Genomic DNA, 26183 nt, shown 5'->3' on the forward strand with positions numbered 1-26183 from the left:
CATCAATTGCCCGCTGTCGCGTCATCACGCCAGTAGCAGGCATTGAGACAGCTTTTTTTTGACAAGCGGCCCAGCTTGTCTCGGAAATCCTGCCAATGCGAGAATGGATTGGCGAGCCAGAGGAAGTAGCTCTCGGCCGAAGCCGCTGTCGTCATCGCAGCATCGCAAACATGGTCGACAAATATGGATGGCGATACGGTGGAGCGCGGCAGCCAGGATATGCCTATGCCGGACGGAACAGGCATATCATATCCGACGTTCTCGGACCGCAGGAAAACCTGACCCGTCGCACCCGGTGGGAGATTTTCACAGATGCGGGCAATTGCCGGCAGGGCCGTTTCGTCCCCGGCAAACAGATACTGTTTTGCCGGCTTTATTCCGAGTCCGCAGGGGCCTGTCATGCCGCAGATCGCGCCAGGACGTGCGCTGCGGGCAAAGGAGCACCCCGGTCCCGCGTCGTCATGCATGACAAAATCGACATCGATCCATCCGCTATCGGCGTCTATCGCGCGGATCGTATAATAGCGAACATGGAAAGAATCTGCGTTCAGGGCCTGGGTATCCTGTGGGCCATTACCCGGTTTTGCGAAATGAAGCCTGACATGCAAGTTCTCCAGCGTATCAAAACGATGAAGCTCGGAGCCCGTAAATCTCAGCCGCTGCATGAACGGGGTGATGCTGCGGCTCTCGACCAGGGTTAGCACGCGAAAGCTCTCATCCATCAAAATGGTCATGTGCGCCTTCCAATCAGTATGAGCAAGAACGGCCCGCCGACCACCGTGGCCAGCAGGCCTGCGGGGATCTGAAACGGGAAGATAAGATTGCGACCCAGCCAGTCGGCGATAAGCAGGATCAGCCCGCCGATCAGCGCTGCTGCCGGCAATTGCGTGCCGGCGCGCTGGAAGCCCGCAAGCCGTGCCAGATGTGGTCCCATCAAACCGGCGAAACTCAAGGGGCCGACGAGGATCGTGGCGCTTGCCGTGAGAATGGCCGACAGCGAATAGAGGCTATTGCGGCTCGCCATGATCGAGACGCCGGTGTTTCTGGCAAAGTCTTCGCCAAGCGGCAGCACTTCCAGCCAGCGGCGGATGAAGGGAACCAGGGCAAGTCCGACGGACAGCAGGAGTGCGGAGATGATGGCCTCACCGGGCGCGACGGCATAGGTGGAGCCGGAAAGCCAGGCCAGAAGCTGGCCGAGCCTCGGGTCCTGTGATGTCATCAAGACCGCCATGACGAAACCGGAGACCGAGCTCAGCGCAATGCCGATCAGCAGCAGCCGGTCGCCGGAAAAACCCGGCTTGCGTGACAGGGTCAGCATCAGCAGCAGAACCGTCAGCGAGCCCGCCGCGCCGGCGAGGATTTGCGCGGAGCGGCTGGGCGCGGCAAGCGTGAGAAGAACCGCGATGACGCCGAGCATCGCCCCGGAAGAGACGCCGAGCACTTCCGGCGATGCCATGGGATTGCCGGTGACGCGCTGCAGAATGGCGCCCGCAAGCGCCAGCATGGCCCCGCCGCTGAAGGCTGCGAGCGCCCTTGGCCAGCGCCAGCCGAGGCTATGCGTGTCGTAGAGCCCCGATAAAAACCAGCCTTCCGTGCTTTTCCCGACGAACAATGCCACACCGGCGGCAAGGCAGAGAATGGCGAGGAGGCCGAGCAGGACCGGCATGGGCCGGGCAAGACGCGCCGCCACCGGCTGGGCACCCGGCTGCGGTGGGGCCGGCATCTTCAGCCGCCGGATCAGCGCAAACATCAGCGGCGCGCCAAGAAGCGCGGTGACGGCTGCGGTCGGGAACAGGCGATAGGTAACGGGGAAAAACAGGACGATCTGGTCGGTCAAGGTCAACAGCAATGCGCCAAGGGCGGCTGAATGGAGAAGCTGCGCCGCCATTCGTCTTGCGCCGCAGGCGCGCGCCAGTGCCGGTGCGGCAAGGCCGATGAAGCTGATGATGCCGACGGAGGCGGTGACCACCGCGGTCAAGGCCGCTGCCACAACGAGTGTCATCAACCGGTAGGCCGCAAGCGACAGGCCGAGACTTCTGGCATTGGCGTCCTCGAGCGTCATGATCGTCAGCGGGCGAAGAAGCAGGGCTACGGCAAGGACGAGCACGGCGAGGCGAGGCGCGAGAAAGGTAACCGCGCTCCAGTCCTGCTGATCGAGATAGCCCGCGCCCCACAAAAAGATGCTGACGAGAAAATCATGGTTGAACAGCACCAGAACCGCACTCGCGGCACCGCAATAGAGGCTGACGATCATGCCCGCCAGCGTGACCGTGACAGGCGACAGGCCTTTGCGCCAGGAGAGTGCAAGGATCGCCAGAAGCGACAGCGCCGCGCCCGCAAAGGCGATCCATTCCTGTGCGCCGGCCCATTGCGGGAACCAGAGCGTTGTAATGGCAAGCAGCAGATAGGAACCGGCCGAAATGCCGAGTGTCGCCGGCTCGGCCAGCGGATTGCGCAGGATGTTTTGCAGGATAGTCCCGACGAGGCCGAGCGTCGCGCCGGTCATCAGCGCAACGACGATCCTCGGCAGCAGGGTATTGTGAAGCAGCACCTGAGCCGTCACGTCCGGATCGGGAAAGAACAGGGCTGCAAGCGGCATTCCATCCGGCATGCGCAGATAAAGATTGAGGCCGGTGAGGCCGGCGCAGACGATGGTGAGCGAAGCGATCACGATCGCGGATAGATTTACTGTCCTGCTCATGGCGATGCCTTACCGGCAAGGGCTGTGGAAACGAGACGGGCGAAGCGTTTTGCCGGTGGCAACCCGCCGTAAAACAGCACGTCCTCGATGCGCACCAACCGGTTTTCGCGAATGAAGGGCAGGCTTTTGATGACCGGTGCTGCGAGAAGCATGTCCAGTTTCTCGCTGCTGGTATCGCCGATGCATAAAAGCCGCGCCTGCGGATGGCGGGAAAGCTGGTCGGCCGTTACCGTTGTATGACCATATTGAGAGGTGTAGCCGTCCCAGGCGTTTTTTATGCCGAGTTGGTCTAGGACATTCTGGAACAGGCTGTTCTTGCCGAAAACCAGCAGCCGCCTGCCGTCTATCACCGTTGCCAGCAACAGGGGGCGTCCGTCATAGGCGGCGAGCCGTGCGCGTGCCTGCTGCATTTCGGCGTCGAAACTTTCCTGAAACGCGTAAAACCGGCCGGGATCGCCGATCCGCGCGGCAAGCGCCACGAGAGCGTTTCCGCCGCTGGTAAGATGGTTTTCGCCCGCTACGACGCCGGCATCGAAACGATGGGTCGGAGCGATGGCGGCAAGCTGTCCGGCGGCCATGGCGAAATCATCGCTATACACGATCAGGCACGGCCGAAGCCGGTCGATAAGTTCGAGATTGGGTTCGGACCGCAATCCAAGCTCGGCGACCGAGGGCGACAGCACCGGCTCGACGACGAGGCTGCGATATCGCTCCAGTTCCGGCAGGGTGGCGGGTTGCACGCCAAGCGCCAGCAGGTTTTGGCCGCTCACCCAGTCCATGGCGACGATGCCACCGGAGCAGGCAGCCGAAGATGACCGGCCGGCGAGGAAAAACGAACCCGCCCCGCAGAGCAGCGCTCTGCGGGACAGGGAACTGCGCGATATCATCAGAACTTCGCCTGAACCGAGAAGGAGACGGTTCTCGGCGCTCCGAGATAATAGCTGTTCTGCCAGTAGTTCTCGTCGGTGATGTTGCTGACATTCAGCCGGAAAGTCAGCGGATTGCCGAAGTTTTCGGTGGTGTAGCGCAGCCCGAGATCGGCGGTGACGTAGGAGGAAAGGCGATCATTGTTTTCGGATGTCGCCCATTGTTTGCCGGTATAATAGAGGCCACCGGTCAGGAAGAGTCCTTCGACGGTGGGGACCTCATATTCGGCATAGACCTTGGCCAGAACATTGGCGACATTCATGGGGCGCTTGCCGTCATAGGTTCCGCCTTCGACCCTGGCGTCAAGGAACGTCACGCCACCGAGAATGGTAAGATCATCCGTCACCTTGCCGGTCGCCGTGAACTCGACGCCGCGATGGCGCTGACGTCCGTCCTGCGTGTAGACATTGGCATCCGTCGTCAGTTCGTAGGCCTTGGAGATGTCAAACAGCGCCGCTGTCAGCAGCATGTCGCCGACATCGCCCTTGATGCCGATTTCCTTCTGCTTGCTGACCATGGGGGCGAGAATTTGCCCGCTGTTTATGGCCGTATCCGGTGCGACGCCACCTTGCTCCAGCCCTTCGATATAGCTGCCATAAAGAGTAACAGTCTCTATCGGCTTGAACAGCAGCGAGGCAGAGGGCGAGAGCCTTGCTTCATCGTAATCCGGTGCGGAGCGGGCGCCGCTGCTGTCCAGCGACTGGCTCTGGATCATGCTGTAATTGGCGCCGACGAGGGCCGACCATTGTTCGTCGAATTCGATCTGGTCGCCGACGACGAAGTTATGATTGCGCACATAGCCGGACTTGTAGAGCGTGCCGGTGTTGGGCGGGAAAGTCGGCTCGGCAGTATGCCGGGGAGAAGACAGGGGGAAAGACGGCTGCCAGCCGGTATTGGGGTTGTAAGTCGTACCCCAGTCCTTGCCCTGATACATGTAATATCCGGCGGTCAACTTGTGGGAGACCGCGCCGGTGTCGAAGGAGACATCAGCGAAAACATTCGCGGCGTCGAAGACGCTTTTTGTTCTGCCGGAGCGAATTGTGATCTGGGAATATTCCTCCGCGGACTGAACAAGATTCATGGTATGATCCTGAACCGGCCTGTCGATATATTCCCGCATATATCCGCCGCGCAGGGTAATGGCGTCGTTCACATCATAGGTGAGCTTGGCAGAGTATCGTTTTTTCTCGATTTCGTCGTGAATCCAGGGTTGGCTCCAGTTTCTGCTGGCGTCGGGCGCGTCGCCATGCAGCACGCCGTCTGCGAAAGCCCAGTAGGAGTTGGCGGCGTCCAGCTTGTATTTGCTATAGGACGCGTTGAGTTCCAGCTTCAGCCGGTCGGTGATGTTCCAGTCGAAAGCGCCGCTTGCGAGAAAGCGATCGACATTCTGATCGTCGATGGCGGTGTCTCCCGCCGAGCGGACGATGTTGAGGCGATAACCCATATCGCCTTCCGGATCGATACGGCCGCCGAAATCGCCATGGACGAAGGCCTGCGCGCCGCCGTAATTGCCGACCGTCACGCTATTTAAACGTTCCTGCGTCGGGCGCTTGTAGACATAGTTGATCATGCCGGCGGGCGAGGCCGCGCCATAGAGAAAGCCCGAAAGGCCGGAAAGAACCTCGGTCCGCTCTTTGTCTTCCAGCACCGTCGCGTGGCTGTAGGAGCGGCGGAAACCGTCTTCGGCCGTGTCATAGGTGGTGAAGCCGCGAATATTGGCCATCGGCGCCCAGCCGGACATCTGCGGCGTCTGGCTGCGGATGGTCGGCAGGACACGGTAGATATCCTCAGGCGATTGCGCCTGGATATTCTGCATCAGCTCCCTCGGCGCGACGGAGACGGAAAACGGCGTGTCGCGAATGGCGGTTTGCCCCAACAGGCCAAGGGAGGACAGGGTCTCTGTCCGGTAGCCGTCCTGCGCAAGCCCGTCCTGCTGCAGCACCGATGCGCCCTGCGAACCCTGAACGGTGATGGTCTGGAGAAGGGTGGAGTTCCCGGCTGCAGCAACAGTTGCGGCACTGACCGGCGCAGCGATGACCACGGAGGTAGCGTCGGTGAAGGAATAGACGAGGCCGGTGCCCCGCAGCAGTTCCACGATTGCCTGCTCGCGGGTGGTCGCGCGGCTCACGCCCTGCGACAGCTTTCCGCGTGCGATCGAGGCATCATAGGAAATCTGCGTCCCCGACAGTTTTCCGAAGGTCGCCAGCGACTTGTTCAGCGGGCCGGCCGGAACCGAATAAACCGCCTGCGCAAAAGCGGGCTGTGCTGCAAGGCCGGCGGCGAGTGCCGATGTCGTCGTCAAAAAAGCGGCGACGAGCGCGCCATGACCCATGCGGCCCCGATTGTTACCCTTGTGAGCCGTTGAGAACTCATTCCCCATGTGAAAACCACTCCATTAAATGTCCCCGGAGACCGGCCTGCGGATAGTGCCGGCGGGCTCCCTGAGGACAATACGAATGGCGTTCGAAAATTTTCCTCTTTTTCTCAAGTTTTATCAGATAGAGGAGATAACGGTCAAAAACGGCGTGACTGTTCTTACTTTCCCGCCGAATGGCCGCACCACCGCATCAAGCGCGCGGACGGGATCGGCAAGATCGAATACGCCGCTGACGACATTGTTTTTAAGGGCAGGGGTGGCGATGACCACCTTACCCTTCTGCCAGCGGGCGATGCGATTGACCACCGCCGCGACGGTCTCCCTTTCGGCAATCAGCATGCCCGTGCGCCATGCCGCGATTTCCGAGGCTTCCCTGACGCCACGATCCATACGGCGCGATGCCTGATCGTAGATCAGCCAATCGCCCGCCGCCAGTTTCTCTCCCTCGGAGGAGGGCAGATCAGGCGAGGTGGCGAGAACAAGCCCATGATCGACGGAGACCGAGATCGAGAGATCATCCCCCGAAACATCAAAAGCAGTTCCGAGCGCGGTCGCGGTCAGCTGCCCATAGGTGACCGAGAAGGGGCGCGCCGGATTTGGCGCGACGTTGAAATAGGCCATGCCGGACAGGAGGTTCACCCGTCTTGCCTGCGCGCTGAAATCGATGGCGATTGCGCTGTCCGGCCCGAGCGTGACCATGCTGCCATCCTCAAGGGGAATGTCTCTGATCTCTGCGGTCGAGGTCAGGTAGTCGGCGCGGGCGCGCAGCGACACATAGGGCGCCAGCACCGAACCGCCCGCCGCCGCGCCGAGACAGAGCGCGCCGCCGACGAGCAGCAGGCGCCGGTTGGGGTCGACGTCCTTTTGCGAGGACCGCGCCTCCTCGGCCAGAATCTGGCCGGTCATGCCGTGGATCGCGGCAACCTTTGCCCAGGCAGCCGCATGGGCCGGTCCGCGCTCGATCCAGGCCCGTGCGGTTTCGATGGCGACGGGATTGCCGGGGTCGTTCTGCAGGCGAATGGCAATATCCGCAGCTTCACGAAACAGGCGTCGTTCTTCCGACACTTCGTTCATAGGGAGCCTTTCAGGATTGCCGGAGATCGGACAATGTTACAGCCTTTGATATATACGAATGAGAGGCTGCATATTTCCGGATGAAAAGAAGTTTAGTGCACGGGCCGGCGGCCAAACGGTAATATCCGGGACGGGATGGACGATATTTGTCCCCTAGAGACCGTTCAGCCGATCCTCGATATGTTCGTAGGCGTCGCGGATCAGAACCCAGGTGCGGGTGGTGGACATGCCGAGCTTCTGTGCGACCTCGCTTATGGTCAAACCGCCCATCCGGTGCAACTGGAAGGCCTCGCGCACCCGCCGGGGCAACTCAGCCAGCGCCTGCTCCACCAGTTGCAGCCGCTGGCGGTCGTAGACGATTGTTTCTGCCGATGGCGATGGATCGACGATGGCGTCGAAGGCACTTTGCGGCAGATCGACACGGAGCAGGCTACGTTCACGGCGATAATGGTCGATGCTGAGATTGCGCGCCACCGTATAGAGATAGGATTTTGGATTATGGGAGGCCGCACTTGCGGATGGCCGTGAGGCCAGAACCTTCAAGAACGCATCCTGCGCCAGATCGGATGCCGTTTCAGGATCGATGCCCCTGCTGCGGAGGGACCTGACGATGCCCTTTGCATATAGCCGGAACAGTTCCTGCAGATCCCAACTCAAGCGCTTTGCCTTCCGGTAATCCACCGCCGCGTTTGCTAGCGTTTTCTAGCAGTTCGGCTGAAAGTGAAGTGGGTACGATCAACGCAGTTTCAAAACCAATTGAAGCGATTACTATAACAAAAAGGCCATCACGCAAGCATGGGCTGGCTGTTGTTGATGCCGCTAGCATGGCCACTTCGAGAGAGCAAAGAAAAAATCCAGGCAGCAAAGAGACTGCGATTTCCGTGCGCGTGCAAATTTCCGGTAAGGGCTTCCATGCGCCGATGCGTTGAGCCTTTGTCGGGGGCAATATTGAAGCTTGATACGTGCTTCGTGGTCTTTGAGGTGACGCGGATTGCGCGGCCCGTTGGTGAGCGGCACATACTCCAGCAGAAACTGCCCGGCCACATCCGCAAAGGTGTGCTCGGTCTTCAATTGGCGGATACGGCTCTTGCCGCGCGGCTCCAGATAGGTGGAGCATTCCCACAACGACCTGTCGGTACGGCGGTAAACGCGAACCGTGTCAAACAGCGCGAGAATGATTCTTGCCTGTGTCAGGTAATTTCAACGATAACCGGTTGATTATGTTGGTGAGAGCGCAGGGATTCGAACCCTGGACCTACTGATTAAAAGTCAGTTGCTCTACCGGCTGAGCTACGCTCTCCCGTGTCCGGGCTTGGCTGCCCTTCGGAAGTGCGCGGAACATAGGTAGAGCGATCCGTTCGGTCAACCCAAAAAAAGCGGTTTCGACACTCAATACGGTTTTTTTTGTCGCACCCCCGAAAAGGTGATTGGAGAGAGGGGGCGGCTGGGGATAAAACCGGCTTCAGGCGTGTCGGGCGGACGGGTGAAATCGTTTCGCGGCAATGACATGCGCGAAAATGAAGCGTGAAGTGGTGGCGAATCTCGAGAATCGCGGCGGCTTTGCGGGATGCGGAGTTCTTTCTTGTCGATTGCCGATATTTCCCTGTTCAGTGCGCTTCTGGCCGGCGCTCTTTCGTTTCTCTCGCCCTGCGTCCTGCCGCTGGTGCCGCCTTATCTCTGTTATATGGCGGGTGTTTCGGTCGAACAGTTCCGGACGGAAGAGACCGCGCCGCGGCCGGAGATTCGCCGGGCCGTGCTGTTTTCGGCCTTTTTCTTCACGCTCGGTTTTGCCACGGTGTTCGTGGCGCTCGGGGCTGGCGCCTCGACGATCGGTACGCTTCTGCGCCAGAATCTCGATATCCTCGCCAAGATCGGCGGTTTCATCATTATTCTCATGGGCCTGAATTTCCTCGGTGTTTTCCGCATCGGCCTGTTTTCGCGCGAGGCGCGGTTTCAGGGGGCGGGCAAGCCGGCCACGCTGTCCGGAGCCTATGTCATGGGTCTCGCCTTCGCCTTTGGCTGGACGCCCTGCATCGGCCCGGTTCTGGGAGCTATCCTCGGGGTTGCCGCCGCGCGTGATACGGTCGGCGATGGCGCGATGCTGCTTGCCGTCTATTCGCTTGGCCTTGCCGTGCCGTTCTGGATTGCGGCGGCGTTTTCCGGGTCGTTCATGCGTTTCCTCGTCCGCTTCCGCCGCCATCTCGGTCTGGTGGAAAAGCTGCTCGGCGTGCTGCTGGTGCTCACCGGTCTCGCTTTCATGTCCGGTTTCATCACCAATGTCGCGATCTGGTTCCAGGAGACCTTTCCGATCCTGATGAAAATCGGTTAAGCCTCCCGCGGACATTACAGGCGAGGGGAATGATCGTGGCCGATATCGTGGGATTGCTGTTGCCGTTTTTCGGCCTGATCTTCATCGGTTACGGTGCGGCGCGCATAACGAAACAGCCGGTCGAGGCGATGGGCTGGCTGAATACCTTCATCATCTATGCCGCGCTGCCGGCGCTGTTTTTCAAGCTTGTCTCCAAGACACCGGTGGAAGAGCTGGCGCGCATGGATTTTGTCGCCGCCAGCCTTGCCTGCACCTATGGCATTTTCCTGCTGGTGTTCCTGATCGGCCGTTTCGTGCGGAAAAACAGCCTCGCCGAAACCACGATCCAGAGTTTCGCGGCCAGCTACGGCAATATCGGCTATATGGGGCCGGGGCTTGCGCTGCTGGCGCTTGGCGAGAAGGCGGCGGTGCCGGTGGCGCTGATCGTCTGCCTTGAAAACGCCGCCCATTTCATCGTCGCGCCGGCGATGATGGCGGTTGCCGGCGGGGACAAGCGCTCAGTCGGAAGGCTTGCGCTGGATGTGGCGCGCAAGGTCATCACCCATCCCTTTATCGTGTCTGTTATTGCCGGTTTCCTGGCCGCTTCGCTTTCCTGGCAGCCGCCGGAAGCGGTGCAGCGGCTGGTGGATTATCTGGCGCAGTCGGCGGCGCCCTGTGCCCTCTTCGCCATGGGCGTGACGCTGGCGCTTCGGCCGATGAAACGGGTGCCGGTGGAGATCAGCTATATAGTGCCGGCCAAGCTGATCCTGCATCCGCTTGCCGCTTATCTGCTTCTGTCATCGCTTGGGCGGTTCGAGCCGGTGTGGATTTATTCCGCCGTGCTTCTGGCGGCGTTGCCGACCGCGACGAATGTCTTCGTCATCGGCCAGCAATATCACGTCTGGCAGGAGCGGGCGTCAGCCACGATCCTGATCTCGACGGTGCTGTCGGTGTTTACGCTGACGGGCGTGGTATATTTCATCCAGCCTTTTTGAAGCTGCCGAACAGCAATGAGGGCAGGGCCTTCAGGCCGCGACCGGGCTCGATGCCTTCGCGCATGACCATGCTTCGCAGCGTACCGATGCCGGAAAGGACATGCAGGCCGGCCGCGCGCGCCATCTGTACCGGCAGAAGGTCCGACAGCAGCGAGCGATTGAGAAGATCGACGCTCAGCGTGCGGCTATAGACATCCGCGCGTCGCCTGCGGTCGAAGCTCGCGCCGGCATCGGCCGCGATCCGCCGATCCGAGACGGCGCCAAGCAGTTCCGTCAGGGTGATGATGTCGCGCAGGCTGAGGTTCAGCCCCTGTGCGCCAATGGGCGGAAAACCATGTGCTGCCTCGCCGATCAGGGCGACGCGGCCCTTGCCGAAACGATGCGCGGTCATGGAGGAAAGCGGCCATGCCTGCACGCTGTCTTCCACAGTCACGGCGCCGAGCATGGATTGCATACGCTCCTCGACCCTCAGGCTCAACGCCTCCAGCGGCAGGGCCGTCAGCTCCCTGGCCTGTTCCGGTGTGACGACCCAGACGAGGCTGGAGCGGTCACCCGGCAGGGGAACCTGCGTGAAAGGCCCGGTGGGGGTGTGGAATTCCGTCGAGATATTGCCGTGCGGGCGGCTGTGGCCGAAGTTCAAAACCACGGCGGTCTGCGGGTAGGACCAGGATTTGGCGCCGATGCCGGCGGCTTCCCGCACCATCGATTTCCTGCCGTCGGCGCCGATCAGGAAATCGGCGGAAAGCACCTCGCCATCCGCGATCGTGACCGAAATCCGGTCATTGCCGATGTCGATCGTCTCGGCTGTGGTGTCGAGGCGGGTAATATTGTGTTCCTGCTCCACCGCTTCGCTGAGAACACCGAGCAGCGCCTCGTTGGGAATATTCCAGCCGAAGGCGTCAAGCCCGATTTCGGAGGAGCGGAACTGCACGGTCGGCGCGCGCAGCAGCCGGTCGGTGCCGTCGATGATCTGCATGGTGGACAGGCGTGCGGCCGAAGGCATGATGCGTGACCAGAGGCCAAGACGGTCCATGAAACGGATGGACTGGTCCATCAGCGCTGTGGTGCGCTGGTCCTTCCTTTCGCCCGAAGGCGCGATGAGCGCCACATGGCGGCCGGCCCGGGCGAGCGCGATGGCCGCGATCTGGCCTGCAAGGCCGGCACCGGTGATGGCGATATCGAAGTGTCTCATGGTCCTGATCCATTGTTATTTCCAGAACATCATAGAGGCTTTGGGCGGGTAAATCCACTTCGGCTCTTGAACATCCGGTTGTGAAGATTCGTTGGTTGCCCTCTTATATTAGTCTTAGGATAAGCGGGTTGAGCCGGTTGCAAAGCGTGGTGAATGGCCGCATACCGGAATGAACAGGGCGGATGAAAAAACGGGGCGCAGGCGCTGACCATGAAAATTTTCAACTACAAGCGTGTTCCCTATGCGGAAATCCGCGCCTTTTCCGTTCATATTTTAACGGCGTCCGGCTCTTTCCTGGCGTTTCTCGGTGTCGTGGCCGCTTCCGAACATCGCTTCGTCGACATGTTCTGGTGGCTGGGGCTTGCGCTTCTGGTGGATGGCATTGACGGTCCCATCGCCCGCAAGGTCAGGGTGAAGGACGTTCTGCCCAACTGGTCGGGCGATACGCTCGACAATATCATCGATTATGTCACCTATGTGCTTCTGCCAGCCTTTGCGCTCTACCAGAGCGGCATGATCGGCGAACCCTGGTCCTTTGTGGCGGCCGGCATGATCGTGGTTTCGAGCGCGATCTATTATGCCGATATGGGCATGAAGACGGATGAATATTTCTTCTCCGGCTTCCCTGTCGTGTGGAATATGGTGATCTTCACCCTGTTCGTGATGGATGCCAGCGCGACCACGGCCATGATGGTGGTGACGGTTTCGGTGTTCCTGACCTTCCTGCCGATCAATTTCCTGCATCCGGTGCGGGTGAAGCGGCTGCGGCCGCTCAATCTCCTTGTCGTGGCCATCTGGTGCGCGCTTGGCGGTTATGCGCTGCTGATGCATTTCCAGACGCCGACATGGGCGGTGATCGGCTTCGTGGTGAGCGGAATCTACCTTTATTGCATCGGGGGAATCCTGCAGTTTTTCCCGTCGCTCGGCGCGAAATGATGAAAAGATAAAGCTGTTTATTGCTTGTGCAAATTGCATTTAAGCAGTGTCTTTTTCAGTTGTGCGCAGCAGCAAAACAGTTATCAATATGTCTTGATTGGATGAAATTGCATACGCATTGGCGTCTGATTGGGAACAATGACCACGATCGTTGGAAACGCTTCGAAGAAGGCGCGGCGGTCGGTGAGAGAGGGAACTCGTGACTGGAACTTTGGCGCCGGAGGCCGTGCCTCTCCTGTCCGTCCGCAAGCTGACCAAGCTGTTCGGCAATTTTGCCGCCTGCAACGGCATCGATCTCGATATTGCGCCGGGCGAAATCCATGCGCTTCTGGGTGAAAATGGCGCCGGCAAGTCGACGCTGGTCAAGATGCTGTTCGGTGTACTTGCGCCGACCGAGGGTGACATCATCTGGCAGGGTCAGCCGGTGTCCGTGGGCTCGCCCAGCGAGGCCCGCAGGCTTGGCATCGGCATGGTGTTCCAGCATTTTTCCCTGTTCGAGGCGCTGACGGTCGCTGAGAACATCGCCCTGTCGCTCGATCCGAAAATTTCTCTGAAAGAAATCGCCAGGGAAGCGGAAACGCTGTCGCGCGCCTATGGCCTGCCGCTCGATCCCAATGCGCATGTGGCCGATCTTTCGGTCGGCGAGCGCCAGCGTATCGAGATCGTCCGCGCCCTGTTGCAGAACCCGCGCCTGATCATTCTCGATGAGCCGACCTCGGTTTTGACGCCGCAGGAAGCCGACAAGCTGTTCGAGACACTGGCAAAGCTGAAGGCCGAAGGCCGTTCGGTGCTTTATATCAGCCATCGCCTCGAAGAGGTGCAGCGTATCTGCGACCGCGCCACCGTCCTGCGTCATGGCAAGGTGACGGGCGCCTGCGATCCGCGCAAGGAAACACCGGCATCGCTGGCGCGCATGATGGTTGGCAGCGATGTCGCAAGCGTTTCTCGCGCGACGGGCGAGGCGCTCGGTGCGCCGCAGATCGAAGTCATGGGGCTTTCGGTTGCGCCGCGCACGCCTTTCGCCGTGGCGTTGAAGTCGATTTCCATGCAGGTGCGTGCGGGCGAAGTGCTGGCGATTGCCGGTGTTGCCGGCAACGGGCAGGGCGAGCTGTTCGATGCGCTTTCGGGCGAATATCCCGTCTATAATAATGACGCGATCCATCTGCGCGGCAAGCCGGTCGGTCGTATCGGCATCAATGGCCGCCGGCTGATGGGCGCGGGTTTCGTGCCGGAGGAGCGCCACGGCCATGCCGCCGTTCCAGGGTTGAGCCTTTCCGACAATCTTCTGCTGGCGCGGGCGCGGTCCGACCGCAAGGCGTTCCTGACCGGCGGTTTCCTGCGCGTCATCCGCGGCTCGGTTATCAAGGCGGCAGCGCGGCGCATTTCGGAAACCATGGATGTGCGCAAGAGCGGGGCCGATCCTCTGGCGGGTTCGCTTTCCGGCGGCAACCTGCAGAAATTCATCGTCGGGCGCGAGCTTGACCGTCAGCCTTCCGTGCTTGTCGTCAACCAGCCGACCTGGGGTGTGGATGCGGGTGCCGCAAGCCGCATCCGCCAGGCGCTGGTCGATCTCGCCAGGGCCGGCTCGGCCGTCATCGTCATCAGCCAGGATCTCGATGAAATCTTCGAGGTTGCCACCAATATCGCAGTCATTTCCGACGGCAAGCTGTCCGAAGTCCATCCGGTGGAGGAGATGACGCTTGAAAAGATCGGTCTGTTGATGGGCGGCATTCAGACGTCACATTCGGGAGCTGCCCAGCATGCGCATTGAGCTTGAAAAACGCGCAGGGGTCTCCCGGCTTTTCACCCTGCTTTCACCGCTGCTGGCGCTGGTTTTGACGCTGCTGGTCGGCGCCGTCATGTTCGCCATGCTCGGCAAAAATCCGGCCCATGCGCTTTATGCCTTTTTCGTCGAGCCGCTGCTGGAGGTCTGGTCGCTGCATGAACTGGCGATCAAGGCCGCACCGCTGATCCTGATCGGCGTTGGCCTGTCGATCTGTTATCGCTCCAATAACTGGAATATCGGCGCGGAGGGGCAATTCACCATCGGCGCGATTACCGGCTCCATCCTGCCGGTGCTTTATCCCGACTGGCACTCGCCGCTCATTCTGCCGCTGATGATGGTGATGGGTGCCATTGGCGGCGCGCTTTATGCGGGTATTCCGGCGCTGTTGAAGACGAAGTTTAATACCAATGAAATCCTCGTCAGCCTGATGCTGGTTTATGTCGCGCAGCTTTTCCTCGACTGGCTGACGCGCGGCATATGGCGCGATCCGGGCGGTTATAATTTCCCGCAGACCAAGCCCTTTAACGAGAGCGCCGTTCTGCCGGAAATGCTGGCCTCGGGCCGGGCGCACTGGGGTTTCGTGTTCGCCATCGTCGCTGCCATCGCGCTGTGGTTCATGATGCGCTACATGCTGAAGGGCTTTGAGGTTACCGTGCTCGGCCAGTCTGCAAGGGCAGGGCGTTTCGCCGGTTTCTCATCGAGCCGCATGGTCTGGTTTTCGCTGCTGCTCTCAGGTGCGCTCGCAGGGCTCGCCGGCATTTCGGAAGCCTCCGGTTCCATCGGCCATCTCCAGCCCAGCATTTCGCCTGGTTATGGCTTTACCGCCATCATCGTCGCCTTTCTCGGCCGTCTCAATCCGCTCGGCATCATTCTCTCCGGGCTGGTGCTGGCCCTGACCTATCTCGGTGGCGAGGCGGCGCAGCTTTCGATCGGTGTTTCCGACAAGGTGACGAGGGTGTTTCAGGGGCTGATGCTGTTCTTCGTCTTGTCCTGCGACACGCTGATTTTCTATCGGGTCCGGGTTGTCTTCACCGGCAAGGCACATCGCAAAGAAGGAGCGGCATGATGGATATGCTTCAGGCCATTCTTCTCACCGTCATCACCGCCGCGACACCGCTCGTCATCGCTGCCTCGGGAGAACTGGTGACCGAACGCGCAGGCGTGCTCAATCTCGGCGTCGAGGGCATGATGATCATGGGCGCGGTCTGCGCTTTCGCCACCGCGCATATGACGGGTTCACCCTATCTTGGCATTCTGGCCGGGATTGCTTCCGGTGCGGTTTTCTCGCTGCTGTTCGGTTTCCTGACGCTGACGCTCGTCACCAACCAGGTGGCGACGGGCCTTGCGCTCACCATTCTCGGCCTCGGCGTCTCCGGCATGCTGGGCGAAAGTTTCGTCGGCCTGCCGGGCATCAAGCTGCAGCCGATTGTCTTCCCCGTGCTGTCGGAAATCCCCTTCATCGGGCCGTTGTTGTTCCGGCAGGATCTGATCTTCTACATGTCCATCGCGCTGGTCTTCGGCATCAGCTGGTTCCTGTTCAAAAGCCGCAGGGGCCTGAAAATCCGCGCCATCGGTGACAATCACGCCTCGGCCCATGCGCTCGGCATCAATGTCATCCGCACGCGGTATCTGGCCGTCATGTTCGGCGGTGCCTGCGCCGGCCTTGCGGGCGCGCAGCTGTCGCTCGTTTATACGCCGCAATGGGTGGAAAACATGTCGGCCGGGCGCGGCTGGATTGCCTTGGCGCTGGTCGTCTTCGCTTCCTGGCGTCCATGGCGCCTGCTGGCGGGCGGTTATCTGTTCGGCGCCGTCACCATCGGCCAATTACACGCGCAGGCCTTCGGCATCGGCGTGCCGTCGCAATTGCTTTCGGCGCTACCTTACCTTGCAACTATTGTCGTGCTGGTCATCATCTCGCATAATCGCCGCACGACCTTGATCAATACACCGGCATCGCTGGGCAAATCCTTCGTGCCGGACAGGTGAAGCATTCTCACGTCTCCAAACCAACAGGGGTAAAAATGAAAAAACTGGTCATCGCACTTGCCGCTTCCATCGCGGCGCTTGGAGGCGTTGTTTCCTCCGCTGAAGCCGCCGACGCCAAGAAGGTCTGCTTCATCTATGTCGGCAGCCGCACCGATGGCGGCTGGACGCAGGCGCATGAAATCGGTCGCGAAGAGCTGCAGAAGCATTTCGGCGACAAGATCGAAACGCCGTTCCTTGAAAGCGTTCCGGAAGGCCCGGATGCTGAACGCGCCATCGAGCGTATGGCCCGTTCCGGCTGCGAACTGGTGTTCACCACCTCCTTCGGCTTCATGGATGCGACCGTGAAGGTTGCCCAGAAATTCCCGAAGGTGAAGTTCGAGCACGCCACCGGCTTCAAGACGGCTGAAAACGTCGCGACCTACAATTCGCGTTTCTATGAAGGCCGTTACATTCAGGGCCAGATCGCCGCGAAAATGTCCAAGAAGGGCGTTGCCGGTTACATCGCCTCCTTCCCGATCCCGGAAGTGGTGATGGGTATCGACGCTTTCGTTCTCGGCGCGCAGTCCGTCAATCCGGACTTCAAGGTCAAGGTCGTCTGGGCCAATACCTGGTTCGACCCCGGCAAGGAAGCCGATGCGGCCAAGGCGCTGATCGACCAGGGCGTCGATATCCTGACGCAGCACACCGACACGACGGCACCGATGCAGGTTGCGGCCGAACGCGGCATCAAGGCTTTCGGCCAGGCTTCCGACATGATCGCCGCCGGCCCGCAGACGCAGCTGACCGCCATCAAGGACACCTGGGGCGCCTATTACATCAAGCGCACGCAGGCTCTTCTCGACGGCACCTGGAAGTCCGAATCCATCTGGGACGGCCTGAAGGACGGCATCCTGACCATGGCGCCCTACACCAACATGCCTGATGACGTGAAGAAGATGGCCGAGGAAACCGAAGCCAAGATCAAGTCGGGCGAACTGCACCCCTTCACCGGCCCGGTGAAGAAGCAGGACGGTTCGGAATGGCTGAAGGCGGGTGAAAAGGCAGAAGACAAGGTTCTGCTCGGCCTCAACTTCTACGTTGCCGGCGTGGACGACAAGCTGCCGCAATAATTCGGATTCTCTTCCGTTACTGATGTCGGGCCGCACGTGAAATTCATGTGCGGCTTTGCTTATTTTCATGTGTTTTACTGCGCGGATGAAGTTTGCCTTTGCTTTTCATGCAACTTGATGTTTTTCACTATAATCTGACTTGAGATACACACGTCTGGCGCGATTTTTGTGATCGCCAACCGAACGGAAGGACATGGCACTTGCAGCGCGGAATGCTCGATGCGGCGATCGGTTTTCGAAAGCTGCGGACAAATCATGCACAGGTCGTTCACAAGCTCGGTCTCGATATCGTTTCCGGCATCTTCAAGACGGGTGACATCCTGCCGGGTGACGCCGAGCTTATGGAGCGGCTGAAAGTTTCCCGCACCGTGTTGCGCGAGGCGATGAAGACGCTGACCGCCAAGGGCATGATTTCCCCCAAGGCGCGTATCGGCACCCGGGTGACGGAGCGGGAAAGCTGGAACATGTTCGACAGCGAAGTGCTGCTCTGGCACTTCGAGGCCGGCGTCAGCGATGAATTCCTGCTGCATCTCTACGATATCCGCAAGGCTTTCGAACCCTATGGCGCGGGACTTGCCGCCATCAGGGCGAATGATGCGGATATTGCAAAGCTCGCCGCTTACGCAAACGAGATGGGCAATACGGCCTATTCCAAGGAAAAGCGGGCGCTTGCGGATATGAATTTCCATGTCCTCATCACCGAAATGTCCGGCAATCCGTTCATGCGCACCGTCGGCTCGCTGATAAAGGCGGCACTGGTCGGCATCTTCCGGATGAGCAATCCGGATACCGACCCCGACGAGATTTCCGACGTTTCCGCCTCTCACCTGAAACTCGTCGAAGCGTTTCGTCTGCGCGATGAGGCGGCTGCACGGCGCGAGATGGAGAGGCTGATTGAAAACGGCCGCCAGCAGATATTGCAGTTCACGGCCCGCAATCCCCGCCGATAGGGCCGATCGCCGTCCCGCCGCTGATCACGTTTGATGAAAATCCCTGCGGAAATTTGGTGCAGATTTGCATGGTTTCTTAAGTGGGCCGCCGTTATAGCAATTCCGGAATGAAGTTACCGATGCGCCCGTTCGTTTTGCGGATGGCGTGAAGTCAAACATATGCCGCTGTACCGGCTGCTAGGCAGCCGCTAACGGGGTGTTGGAGGTCTTATGGAGCGCAGCTCTCTAGCCATTATTCTCGCAGCGGGCGACAGCACGCGCATGAAATCGTCAAAATCCAAGGTGCTGCATCCGGTCGCCGGGCGTCCGATGATCACGCATGTGGTTGAGGCGGTGGCTGGATCGGGTGTCGGTACGGTGGCGCTCGTCGTCGGGCGCGATGCCGACAATGTAGCAGCCGCCGCGAGCCTGCCGGGCCTTGAGGTCGAAGCTTTTCTCCAGACGGAACGCAAGGGCACCGGTCATGCCGTTCTCGCTGCCCGCGCCGCCATTGAGCGCGGTTTTGACGACCTGATTATCGCTTATGGCGACGTGCCGCTCATCACCTCAGCGACGCTCGACCGTGCGCGCGAAGCCATTGCCGCCGGCGCCGACGTTGCCGTCATCGGCTTCCACACCGACCGGCCCACGGGTTATGGCCGCTTGCTGGTCGAGAATGGTGAGCTGGTGGCGATCCGCGAGGAAAAGGATGCCACCGACGAAGAGCGCAAGGTGACCTGGTGCAACAGTGGCCTGATGGCAATCAATGGCCGCAATGCGCTGGATCTGCTTGGCCGGATCGGCAACAGCAATGTGAAGGGCGAATATTATCTGACCGACGTTGTCGAGATCGCCCGTTCGCTCGGTCGCCGCGCGGTGGCCATCGACGCGCCGGAAAACGAACTGGTCGGCTGCAACAACCGCGCCGAACTGGCCTTTATCGAGAAGCTCTGGCAGGAGCGCCGCCGTCATGAACTGATGGTCGATGGCGTATCGATGATCGCGCCCGAGACCGTCTTCCTCTCCTTCGATACGAAGATCGGACAGGATGCGCTGATCGAGCCCAATGTCGTCTTCGGCCCCGGCGTGACCATCGAGTCTGGCGCGGTCATCCACGCCTTCTCGCATCTGGAAGGTGCGCATGTCGCGCAAGGTGCGACGGTCGGCCCCTATGCGCGGCTGCGCCCGGGTGCGAACCTGCACGCCAATGCCAAGGTCGGCAATTTCTGCGAAGTCAAGAAGGCTGAGATCGGCGAGGGCGCCAAGGTCAATCACCTGACCTATATCGGCGATGCCTTCATCGGTGCTGGCAGCAATATCGGTGCCGGCACCATTACCTGCAATTACGATGGTTACAACAAGGCGGAAACCCGCATCGGTGCGAACAGCTTCGTCGGTTCGAACTCGTCGCTGGTCGCTCCCGTGACGATTGGCGAGGGGGCCTATATCGCTTCCGGCAGCGTGATTACCGATGACGTGCCCGATGATGCGCTAGCCTTTGGGCGCGCACGGCAGGAAGTGAAGCCGGGCCGGGCGACCGTCGTGCGTGAGCGGGCGAAAGCGCTGAAAGAAGCGAAGAAAAAATCGTCCTGAGAGACGTTACCAAACGATACTGAAAGTGACCGGCGGCATAATTGCCGATTTCACGGAAACGGTTAGTAGTTCCGGCGAAGAGATCGCCGTCTGGAGAAATATATGTGCGGAATTGTCGGAATTGTCGGAACTGAGCCCGTTGCTGAACGGCTTGTCGATGCGCTGAAGCGTCTCGAATATCGCGGTTACGATTCGGCCGGTGTCGCCACCATCGACAATGGCGCGATGGACCGCCGCCGGGCGGAAGGCAAGCTGTTCAACCTGGAAAAGCTGGTTTCGGAAAAGCCGCTGCCGGGTGTCGTCGGTATTGCGCATACACGCTGGGCGACCCATGGCGTGCCGAACGAGACCAATGCCCATCCGCATTTCGTCGAAGGCGTGGCCGTCGTTCACAACGGCATCATCGAAAACTTCGCCGAATTGCGCGATGAGCTGACCGCCGAGGGCGCCACCTTCACCACCCAGACCGATACCGAGGTGGTGGCGCAGCTTCTGGCCAAATATACGCGTGAGGGCCTTGGCCATCGCGAAGCGATGCTGAAGATGCTGAACCGCGTCACCGGTGCTTATGCACTGGTCGTCATGTTCCAGGACGACCCCGGCACGCTGCTTTCGGCCCGCTCCGGCCCGCCGCTTGCCGTCGGTTATGGCCGCGGCGAAATGTTCCTCGGATCCGATGCCATCGCGCTTTCGCCCTTCACCAACGAGATCACCTATCTGGTGGATGGCGACTGCGCCATCGTCACCCGGCAGGGTGCTGAAATCATCGATTTCTCCGGCAAGCCGGTGAAGCGCGAGCGGCAGATTTCGCAGGCGACGGCCTTCGTGGTCGACAAGGGCAATCATCGCCACTTCATGGAAAAGGAAATCTACGAGCAGCCGGAAGTTATTTCCCATGCGCTCAGCCACTATGTGGATTTCGCTTCCAAGACAGTGAAGCAGGCCGACAAGGCCATCGACTTCGCCAAGCTTTCCGGCCTTGCCATTTCTGCCTGCGGCACGGCCTATCTGTCTGGCCTGATCGGCAAATACTGGTTCGAGCGTTATGCTCGCCTGCCGGTAGAAATCGATGTCGCTTCGGAATTCCGTTACCGCGAAATCCCGCTCGTCCCCACCCAGGCGGCGCTGTTCATTTCGCAATCGGGCGAAACCGCCGATACGCTGGCGGCGCTGCGTTATTGCCAGCAGGAGGGGCTGAAGATCGGCGCGGTGGTCAATACGCGGGAATCGACGATGGCGCGCGAATCGGATGCGATCTTTCCGATCCTCGCCGGCCCGGAAATCGGCGTCGCGTCCACCAAGGCCTTCACCTGCCAGCTTGCGGTGCTGGCTTCGCTTGCCGTTGCTGCAGCCAAGGCCCGCGGCACGCTGAAACCGGGTGAAGAAAAGCAGCTGGTGCAGCATCTGATCGAGATGCCGCGCATCATGAGCAAGGTGTTGAACGTCATCCAGCCGCAGATCGAGGCGCTGTCGCGCGATCTGTCGCGTTTCAAGGATGTGCTTTATCTCGGCCGCGGCACCAGCTTCCCGCTGGCGCTGGAAGGCGCGCTGAAGCTCAAGGAAATTTCCTATATTCACGCCGAAGGTTATGCCGCTGGCGAGCTGAAGCATGGGCCGATCGCGCTGATCGACGAGAACATGCCTGTTATCGTCATTGCGCCGCATGACCGCTTCTTCGAAAAGACCGTGTCGAACATGCAGGAAGTCGCAGCCCGTGGCGGCCGTATCATCTTCATCACCGACGAAAAGGGGGCTGCCGCCTCCAAGCTCGACACCATGGCGACGATCACGCTGCCCAATGTCGACGAGCTGATCGCGCCGATGGTCTTCTCGCTGCCGATCCAGCTGCTTGCCTATCACACCGCCGTCTTCATGGGCACGGATGTGGACCAGCCGCGCAATCTGGCGAAATCGGTGACGGTGGAATGATCGTCCGGCCGGAGCGGCAGGGCGACGAAGGGGCGATCGGAGCGCTGACCGAAGCCGCGTTCCGGAATATGCCATTCAGCGACCAGACGGAACATCTGATCGTCGACCGGCTGCGCAAGGCGGGGGCGCTGACCGTTTCCCTGGTGGCGGAAGATGGCGTGGAAATCGTCGGTCACGTCGCTTTTTCGCCCGTCTCCCTGCCCGGTGTGGAAGGCCACTGGTTTGCGCTCGGGCCGATCTCTGTCGCTCCGGACAGGCAGGGTGAGGGAATAGGCTCGCGCCTCGTGCGGGAGGGACTTTCCACGCTGGATCGGCTTGAGGCCGCCGGCTGCGTTCTGGCCGGCGATCCCGACTATTACGGCCGCTTCGGTTTCCGGCATTTCGAGGGTCTGCACAGCAGGGGCATTCCTGACAAATATTTGTTGGCCTTACGCTTGCATGGCGGAACTCCATCCGGCATTGTCGGTTTTCATCCGGGTTTCGATAGCGACAACGCTTAATTCCGAACGGTAAATGACCGATATTCCAGTCAAAATCTCCTTCGCAGCCCGTCTGCGCAACAGCTTCCTCACGGGTGTCCTGATCCTTGCGCCCGTCACCATCACCATGTGGCTGGTGTGGAGTTTCCTGCAATGGGCGGATAGCTGGGTGAAACCCTATATTCCCGCCCGTTACGACCCCGAGCAATATTTCGATGTGGCAATCCCCGGTTTCGGCCTGCTGATCGCCGTCATCGGCATCACCTTGATCGGCTTTCTCGGCAACAACCTCATCGGCAAATGGATCGTCGGTTTCGGTGAATCCATCCTCAACCGCATGCCGCTGGTGCGGCCGATCTACAAGAGCATCAAGCAGCTGTTTGAATCGGTTCTGAAGGAGCATTCGAACTCCTTCAAGAAGGTCGGCCTGATCGAGTTTCCGTCCTCCGGCACCTGGGCCATGGTCTTCGTCGCCTCCGATGCCAAGGGCGAGCTGGCCTATCGTTTCAACGAGATGGGCCAGCAGATGGTCGCCGTCTTCCTGCCGCCGACACCGGTGCCGACGGCGGGTTTCCTGCTGTTCGTGCCAAAAGACAAGATCGTGATGCTGGACATGACGCCGGAAGATGCGGCGAAACTGCTGATTTCCGGCGGTATCGTGGCGCCAGATTTCACGCCGCCGAAGATGATCGCGCCGGTTTGAAGGCGTTGCGAGGCGCCAGGCTCGTTCCTCCATTCTCACGGCAGAATGAAAAGCCATACGGTTGACGAACCAATGTGGTTCACTAATAATCGTGGTGAACCGAAAGAGGTTGCGATCATGACTGCATTCACTGTGCGTCTGCCTGATGAGGTTGCCGACAAACTCGACCAGTTGGCGGAAAAACTTGATCGGTCGCGATCCTACATGGCGGCGCGGGCGATTGAGGACTTTGTTGCCCGTGAGGAGTGGCAGCTTGCAGAGATCGAGGCCGGTGTGGCGGAAGCCGATCGCGGCGAGTTCGGGACGCCTGAGGATCTCGCAAACATTGTTAGAAAATATGTAAGACCTACTCGGCCGTCATGAGTGACCGGCGAATTCGTTGGACCTTACGGGCGCTGCGACGGCTCGATGAAATTGGTGCGCATATCGAAAAGGATAATCCAGCGGCTGCAGCCCGGGTGATTTCCCGCATTGTTTCAGCGGTTGATATATTGGCGGAGCAGCCAGCAATGGGGCGGGTCGGACGAATCAGAGGAACATGGGAAGGCGTGCTTTCCGACATTTCCTACATCATTGCCTATCGCGTGGGCGAGGATGTTGAAATTTTGACGATCATCCACACTTCGCAGCGGTGGCCTTCGGCGCTTTAGCCAAACAGTCTCCAGATTTCATGGTCAATCCTCGTCATCCATATCATCCACTTCCGACCCGGTATTGGTCGCGTGGAATACGGGAACGAAAAGCCGCATATAGACCAGCCGCACACTCCAGCCCTGCTCCTGCGCCTCTGCCCATGCCTTCTTGCGGCCGGGTTTTTTGAACGCCTTGCCGATCGCCTTCTTCTCGCTTTTCGCAAATGTGTCGGGCTGCAGGATATTCTGCGGCGAGCAGAGCGCATAACCCTTGCGGAAGGCGGGTGGCGGGCGGCGTGGGTCGATCATGTTCATGGGCGTTCACTTTCAGCCGGCATGCAGGAAGCGGATCGCTTCGTCGCGGCGGTGCAGGTAGAGCAGGGTGCGCAGCGCACTGCCGCGCGGGCCCGTGAGTTCGGGATCGCGCTCTATGACATAGGCCGCGTCCTTGCGGGCGATTTCCAGAAGGTCGGCATGGGCCTCGAGGCTGGCGATGCGGAAACCCGGCGTGCCTGACTGGCGGGTGCCGAGCAGCTCACCTTCACCGCGCAACTTCAAATCCTCTTCCGCGATCAGGAAGCCGTCTTCGCTGTCACGCAGGATGGAGAGCCGGGCGCGACCGTTTTCGCTGAGCGGGCCTTTGTAGAGCAGGATGCAGGTGGAGGCCTCGTCGCCGCGTCCTACACGGCCGCGCAGCTGGTGCAGCTGGGCAAGGCCGAAACGTTCGGCATGTTCGATGACCATGATTGTCGCGTCAGGCACATCGACGCCGACTTCCACCACCGTTGTCGCCACCAGCAGCCGGGTTTCGCCGCTCTTGAAGGCCAGCATGGCGGCGTCTTTTTCCGGGCCGCTCATGCGGCCGTGGATGAGGCCAATATTGGCGCCGAGCATCTGCGAGAGAACTGCGTGCCGCTCTTCCGCCGACATCAGGTCGGACTCTTCCGTTTCCTCCACCAGCGGGCAGATCCAGTAGGCCTTCTTGCCATCTTTCAGCGCCGCGCGCAGCCGCTCGACAATATCGCCGATCCGCTCGGTGGGGATCGTTACCGTCTGGATGGGTTTGCGGCCGGCAGGTTTTTCCGTGAGCTTGGAGACATCCATATCACCGAAGGCGGCCAGAACCAGCGTGCGTGGAATGGGCGTGGCGGTCATGACCAGCATATGCGGCGTGATGCCCTTGGCGGTGAGGCGCAGGCGCTGATGCACGCCGAAACGGTGCTGCTCGTCCACCACGGCCAGCACGAGGTTTTTGTAACTCACGCTGTCCTGAAACAGCGCATGGGTGCCGATGATGATCTGCGCTTCGCCGGAAGCGACCCGTTCCTCGATCTCGCGGCGCTCCTTGCCCTTGGTGCGGCCGGTCAGCACTTCGACGGTGATGCCCGCTGCCTGAGCGAGTTTGGAGATGGTGGCATAGTGCTGGCGGGCGAGGATTTCGGTCGGCGCCATCAGCACCGCCTGTCCGCCGGCCTCCACCGCCGTTGCCATGGCCATCAGCGCCACCAGCGTCTTGCCGGCACCGACATCGCCCTGCAACAGCCGCAACATGCGGTCTTCGCCGGCCATATCGGTGAGGATATCCTTCACCGCCGCACTTTGGCTTGCCGTCAGCGAGAAGGGCAGCTGTGACAGGATTTTTGCGGCGATATCGCCCTTGGCGCGGATCGGTTGGCCCGCCACCTTGCGCAGCCGCTGGCGCACCAGCGCCAAGGACAATTGCCCGGCAAGGAATTCGTCATAGGCAAGCCGCCTGCGCGCCGGGGCTTGCGGCTCGATATCGGCACTGTCGCGCGGATCGTGCAATTCGCGGAAGCTCGAAGCGACATTGCCGAAACCCTGGCGGGTCTTGAGCGTCTCGTCGATCCATTCCGGAAAGGCCGGCAGCTTCGACAGCCCACCTTCGATCGCCCGCCGCAGTACCTTGGGAGAGAGACCTGCGGTCATGGGATAGACGGCTTCGACCAGAGGCAGGTTTTCCGCCTCGGAAAGCTTCACCATGAAATCCGGATGCACCATGGAGGCGCGACCATTGAACCAGTCCACCTTGCCACTGACGAGAACCTCTTCATCGACAGGCAGCGCCTTGGACAGCCAGTCGCCCTTGGCGCGGAAGAAGGTCAGCGCCAGTTCACCCGTCTCGTCATGCAGGAAAACCCGATAGGGTGCGGAGCGGTTTCCGGGTGGCGGCGGCTGGTGCCTGTCGACTCGTCCCTGGATGGTGACAATGGCGCCGGGTGCGGCAAGCGCGATGCCGGGGCGGTTGCGGCGGTCGATGACGTTCGACGGTGCGTGGAAGAGAAGATCGATGACGCGGGTGTCGTCAGCGCTTTCCCGGCTCAAGAGCTTCGCCAGAAGATCGGCAAGCTTCGGCCCCACACCGGCAAGGGTGGAAACGGAGGCAAACAGCGGATCGAGAATGGCCGGGCGCATGGGTCAGCAAAATCAGGGAAGGGGACGCGTTATGCAAGACTTGGCGCCCGACAAACAGGGTTTATCACCGGCAGATTTTCACTGCTGCGGCATT

General features: G+C 60.4%; 24 protein-coding genes and 1 tRNA gene. 15 read left to right on the forward strand and 10 right to left on the reverse strand.

Annotation, left to right across the window (positions count from 1 at the left end):
- Positions 1–2: 2 nt before the first annotated feature.
- The 6 genes from O3S81_RS03615 to O3S81_RS03640 all read right to left on the reverse strand — a co-directional run bounded on the left by O3S81_RS03615 (position 3) and on the right by O3S81_RS03640 (position 7736).
- Positions 3–734 carry a siderophore-interacting protein gene (locus O3S81_RS03615; protein ID WP_269341029.1) on the reverse strand — a complete coding sequence of 244 codons (732 nt, stop codon included), beginning with the start codon at positions 732–734 and terminating at the stop codon, positions 3–5.
- On the reverse strand, positions 731–2701 hold the full coding sequence (gene fhuB / locus O3S81_RS03620; protein ID WP_269341031.1) for a Fe(3+)-hydroxamate ABC transporter permease FhuB: 1971 nt from the start codon (positions 2699–2701) through the stop codon (positions 731–733). The genes O3S81_RS03615 and fhuB overlap by 4 nt, the downstream gene beginning before the upstream one ends.
- Positions 2698–3588, reverse strand: coding sequence for an ABC transporter substrate-binding protein (locus O3S81_RS03625; protein WP_269341032.1), 891 nt, complete (start codon positions 3586–3588; stop codon positions 2698–2700). The genes fhuB and O3S81_RS03625 overlap by 4 nt, the downstream gene beginning before the upstream one ends.
- Positions 3588–6008 (reverse strand): TonB-dependent receptor, encoded by a 2421-nt coding sequence (locus tag O3S81_RS03630; RefSeq protein WP_269341034.1) that lies wholly within the window; start codon positions 6006–6008, stop codon positions 3588–3590. Before O3S81_RS03630 ends, O3S81_RS03625 begins: the two co-directional genes overlap by 1 nt.
- 114 nt (positions 6009–6122) lie before the next feature.
- Positions 6123–7079, reverse strand: coding sequence for a FecR family protein (locus tag O3S81_RS03635; RefSeq protein WP_269341036.1), 957 nt, complete (start codon positions 7077–7079; stop codon positions 6123–6125).
- A gap of 153 nt (positions 7080–7232) precedes the next feature.
- Positions 7233–7736, reverse strand: a complete 504-nt coding sequence (locus O3S81_RS03640; RefSeq protein WP_269341039.1) for an RNA polymerase sigma factor — start codon at positions 7734–7736, stop codon at positions 7233–7235.
- Between the two features lie 68 nt (positions 7737–7804).
- On the opposite strand from O3S81_RS03640, the gene O3S81_RS03645 reads away from it, so the two are divergent.
- Positions 7805–8008: a hypothetical protein gene (locus O3S81_RS03645; protein ID WP_269341041.1), complete on the forward strand. Its 204-nt coding sequence runs from the start codon at positions 7805–7807 to the stop codon at positions 8006–8008.
- Positions 8009–8303: 295 nt separating this feature from the next.
- Here O3S81_RS03645 and O3S81_RS03650 read toward each other — a convergent pair.
- Positions 8304–8379, reverse strand: a tRNA-Lys gene (locus O3S81_RS03650).
- 282 nt (positions 8380–8661) lie between these two features.
- On the opposite strand from O3S81_RS03650, the gene O3S81_RS03655 reads away from it, so the two are divergent.
- Positions 8662–9408 (forward strand): cytochrome c biogenesis CcdA family protein, encoded by a 747-nt coding sequence (locus tag O3S81_RS03655; protein WP_269341042.1) that lies wholly within the window; start codon positions 8662–8664, stop codon positions 9406–9408.
- A gap of 35 nt (positions 9409–9443) precedes the next feature.
- The gene (locus tag O3S81_RS03660; protein ID WP_269341043.1) at positions 9444–10382 is read left to right on the forward strand and encodes an AEC family transporter; all 939 of its coding nucleotides are present in this window, start codon (positions 9444–9446) and stop codon (positions 10380–10382) included.
- Here the strand turns inward: O3S81_RS03660 and O3S81_RS03665 are convergent.
- On the reverse strand, positions 10366–11574 hold the full coding sequence (locus O3S81_RS03665) for a UbiH/UbiF family hydroxylase (RefSeq protein ID WP_269341044.1): 1209 nt from the start codon (positions 11572–11574) through the stop codon (positions 10366–10368). The two genes, O3S81_RS03660 and O3S81_RS03665, sit on opposite strands and share 17 nt — an antisense overlap.
- 210 nt (positions 11575–11784) lie before the next feature.
- On the opposite strand from O3S81_RS03665, the gene pcsA reads away from it, so the two are divergent.
- The 12 genes from pcsA (at position 11785) to O3S81_RS03725 (ending at position 23674) form a co-directional block, all read left to right on the forward strand.
- Positions 11785–12510, forward strand: coding sequence for a phosphatidylcholine synthase (gene pcsA, locus O3S81_RS03670; protein ID WP_269341045.1), 726 nt, complete (start codon positions 11785–11787; stop codon positions 12508–12510).
- Positions 12511–12721: 211 nt separating this feature from the next.
- Entirely contained in the window at positions 12722–14281 is a 1560-nt protein-coding gene (locus tag O3S81_RS03675; protein WP_269341392.1) for an ABC transporter ATP-binding protein, read from the forward strand.
- On the forward strand, positions 14271–15362 hold the full coding sequence (locus O3S81_RS03680) for an ABC transporter permease (RefSeq protein WP_269341046.1): 1092 nt from the start codon (positions 14271–14273) through the stop codon (positions 15360–15362). Before O3S81_RS03675 ends, O3S81_RS03680 begins: the two co-directional genes overlap by 11 nt.
- Positions 15362–16282 (forward strand): ABC transporter permease, encoded by a 921-nt coding sequence (locus O3S81_RS03685; protein WP_269341047.1) that lies wholly within the window; start codon positions 15362–15364, stop codon positions 16280–16282. The genes O3S81_RS03680 and O3S81_RS03685 overlap by 1 nt, the downstream gene beginning before the upstream one ends.
- 35 nt (positions 16283–16317) lie before the next feature.
- Complete coding sequence (locus tag O3S81_RS03690) at positions 16318–17391, forward strand: BMP family ABC transporter substrate-binding protein (protein WP_269341048.1); 1074 nt, start codon at positions 16318–16320, stop codon at positions 17389–17391.
- A 212-nt stretch (positions 17392–17603) separates the two neighbouring features.
- Positions 17604–18341, forward strand: a complete 738-nt coding sequence (locus O3S81_RS03695) for a FadR/GntR family transcriptional regulator (protein ID WP_269341393.1) — start codon at positions 17604–17606, stop codon at positions 18339–18341.
- Positions 18342–18551: 210 nt separating this feature from the next.
- Positions 18552–19913, forward strand: a complete 1362-nt coding sequence (glmU, locus tag O3S81_RS03700; protein ID WP_269341049.1) for a bifunctional UDP-N-acetylglucosamine diphosphorylase/glucosamine-1-phosphate N-acetyltransferase GlmU — start codon at positions 18552–18554, stop codon at positions 19911–19913.
- A 102-nt stretch (positions 19914–20015) separates the two neighbouring features.
- Positions 20016–21842, forward strand: a complete 1827-nt coding sequence (gene glmS / locus O3S81_RS03705; protein ID WP_269341051.1) for a glutamine--fructose-6-phosphate transaminase (isomerizing) — start codon at positions 20016–20018, stop codon at positions 21840–21842.
- Positions 21839–22342, forward strand: coding sequence for a GNAT family N-acetyltransferase (locus O3S81_RS03710; RefSeq protein ID WP_269341053.1), 504 nt, complete (start codon positions 21839–21841; stop codon positions 22340–22342). Before glmS ends, O3S81_RS03710 begins: the two co-directional genes overlap by 4 nt.
- Positions 22343–22355: 13 nt before the next feature.
- Entirely contained in the window at positions 22356–23024 is a 669-nt protein-coding gene (locus O3S81_RS03715) for a DUF502 domain-containing protein (RefSeq protein WP_269341055.1), read from the forward strand.
- A 114-nt stretch (positions 23025–23138) separates the two neighbouring features.
- A complete protein-coding gene (locus tag O3S81_RS03720) occupies positions 23139–23387 on the forward strand; it encodes a CopG family ribbon-helix-helix protein (RefSeq protein WP_269341394.1) in 249 nt (82 codons plus the stop codon).
- Positions 23384–23674, forward strand: coding sequence for a type II toxin-antitoxin system RelE/ParE family toxin (locus O3S81_RS03725; RefSeq protein ID WP_269341057.1), 291 nt, complete (start codon positions 23384–23386; stop codon positions 23672–23674). The genes O3S81_RS03720 and O3S81_RS03725 overlap by 4 nt, the downstream gene beginning before the upstream one ends.
- 24 nt (positions 23675–23698) lie before the next feature.
- Here O3S81_RS03725 and O3S81_RS03730 read toward each other — a convergent pair whose 3' ends face one another.
- Entirely contained in the window at positions 23699–23971 is a 273-nt protein-coding gene (locus tag O3S81_RS03730) for a hypothetical protein (protein WP_269341059.1), read from the reverse strand.
- 12 nt (positions 23972–23983) lie between these two features.
- Positions 23984–26089, reverse strand: coding sequence for an ATP-dependent DNA helicase RecG (gene recG / locus O3S81_RS03735; RefSeq protein WP_269341060.1), 2106 nt, complete (start codon positions 26087–26089; stop codon positions 23984–23986).
- Positions 26090–26183 lie beyond the last annotated feature (94 nt).

Origin of the sequence: Agrobacterium sp. SOY23 (assembly GCF_027212525.1) — a bacterium.
In the GTDB taxonomy this organism is placed as follows: Bacteria; Pseudomonadota; Alphaproteobacteria; order Rhizobiales; family Rhizobiaceae; genus Agrobacterium; species Agrobacterium tumefaciens_I.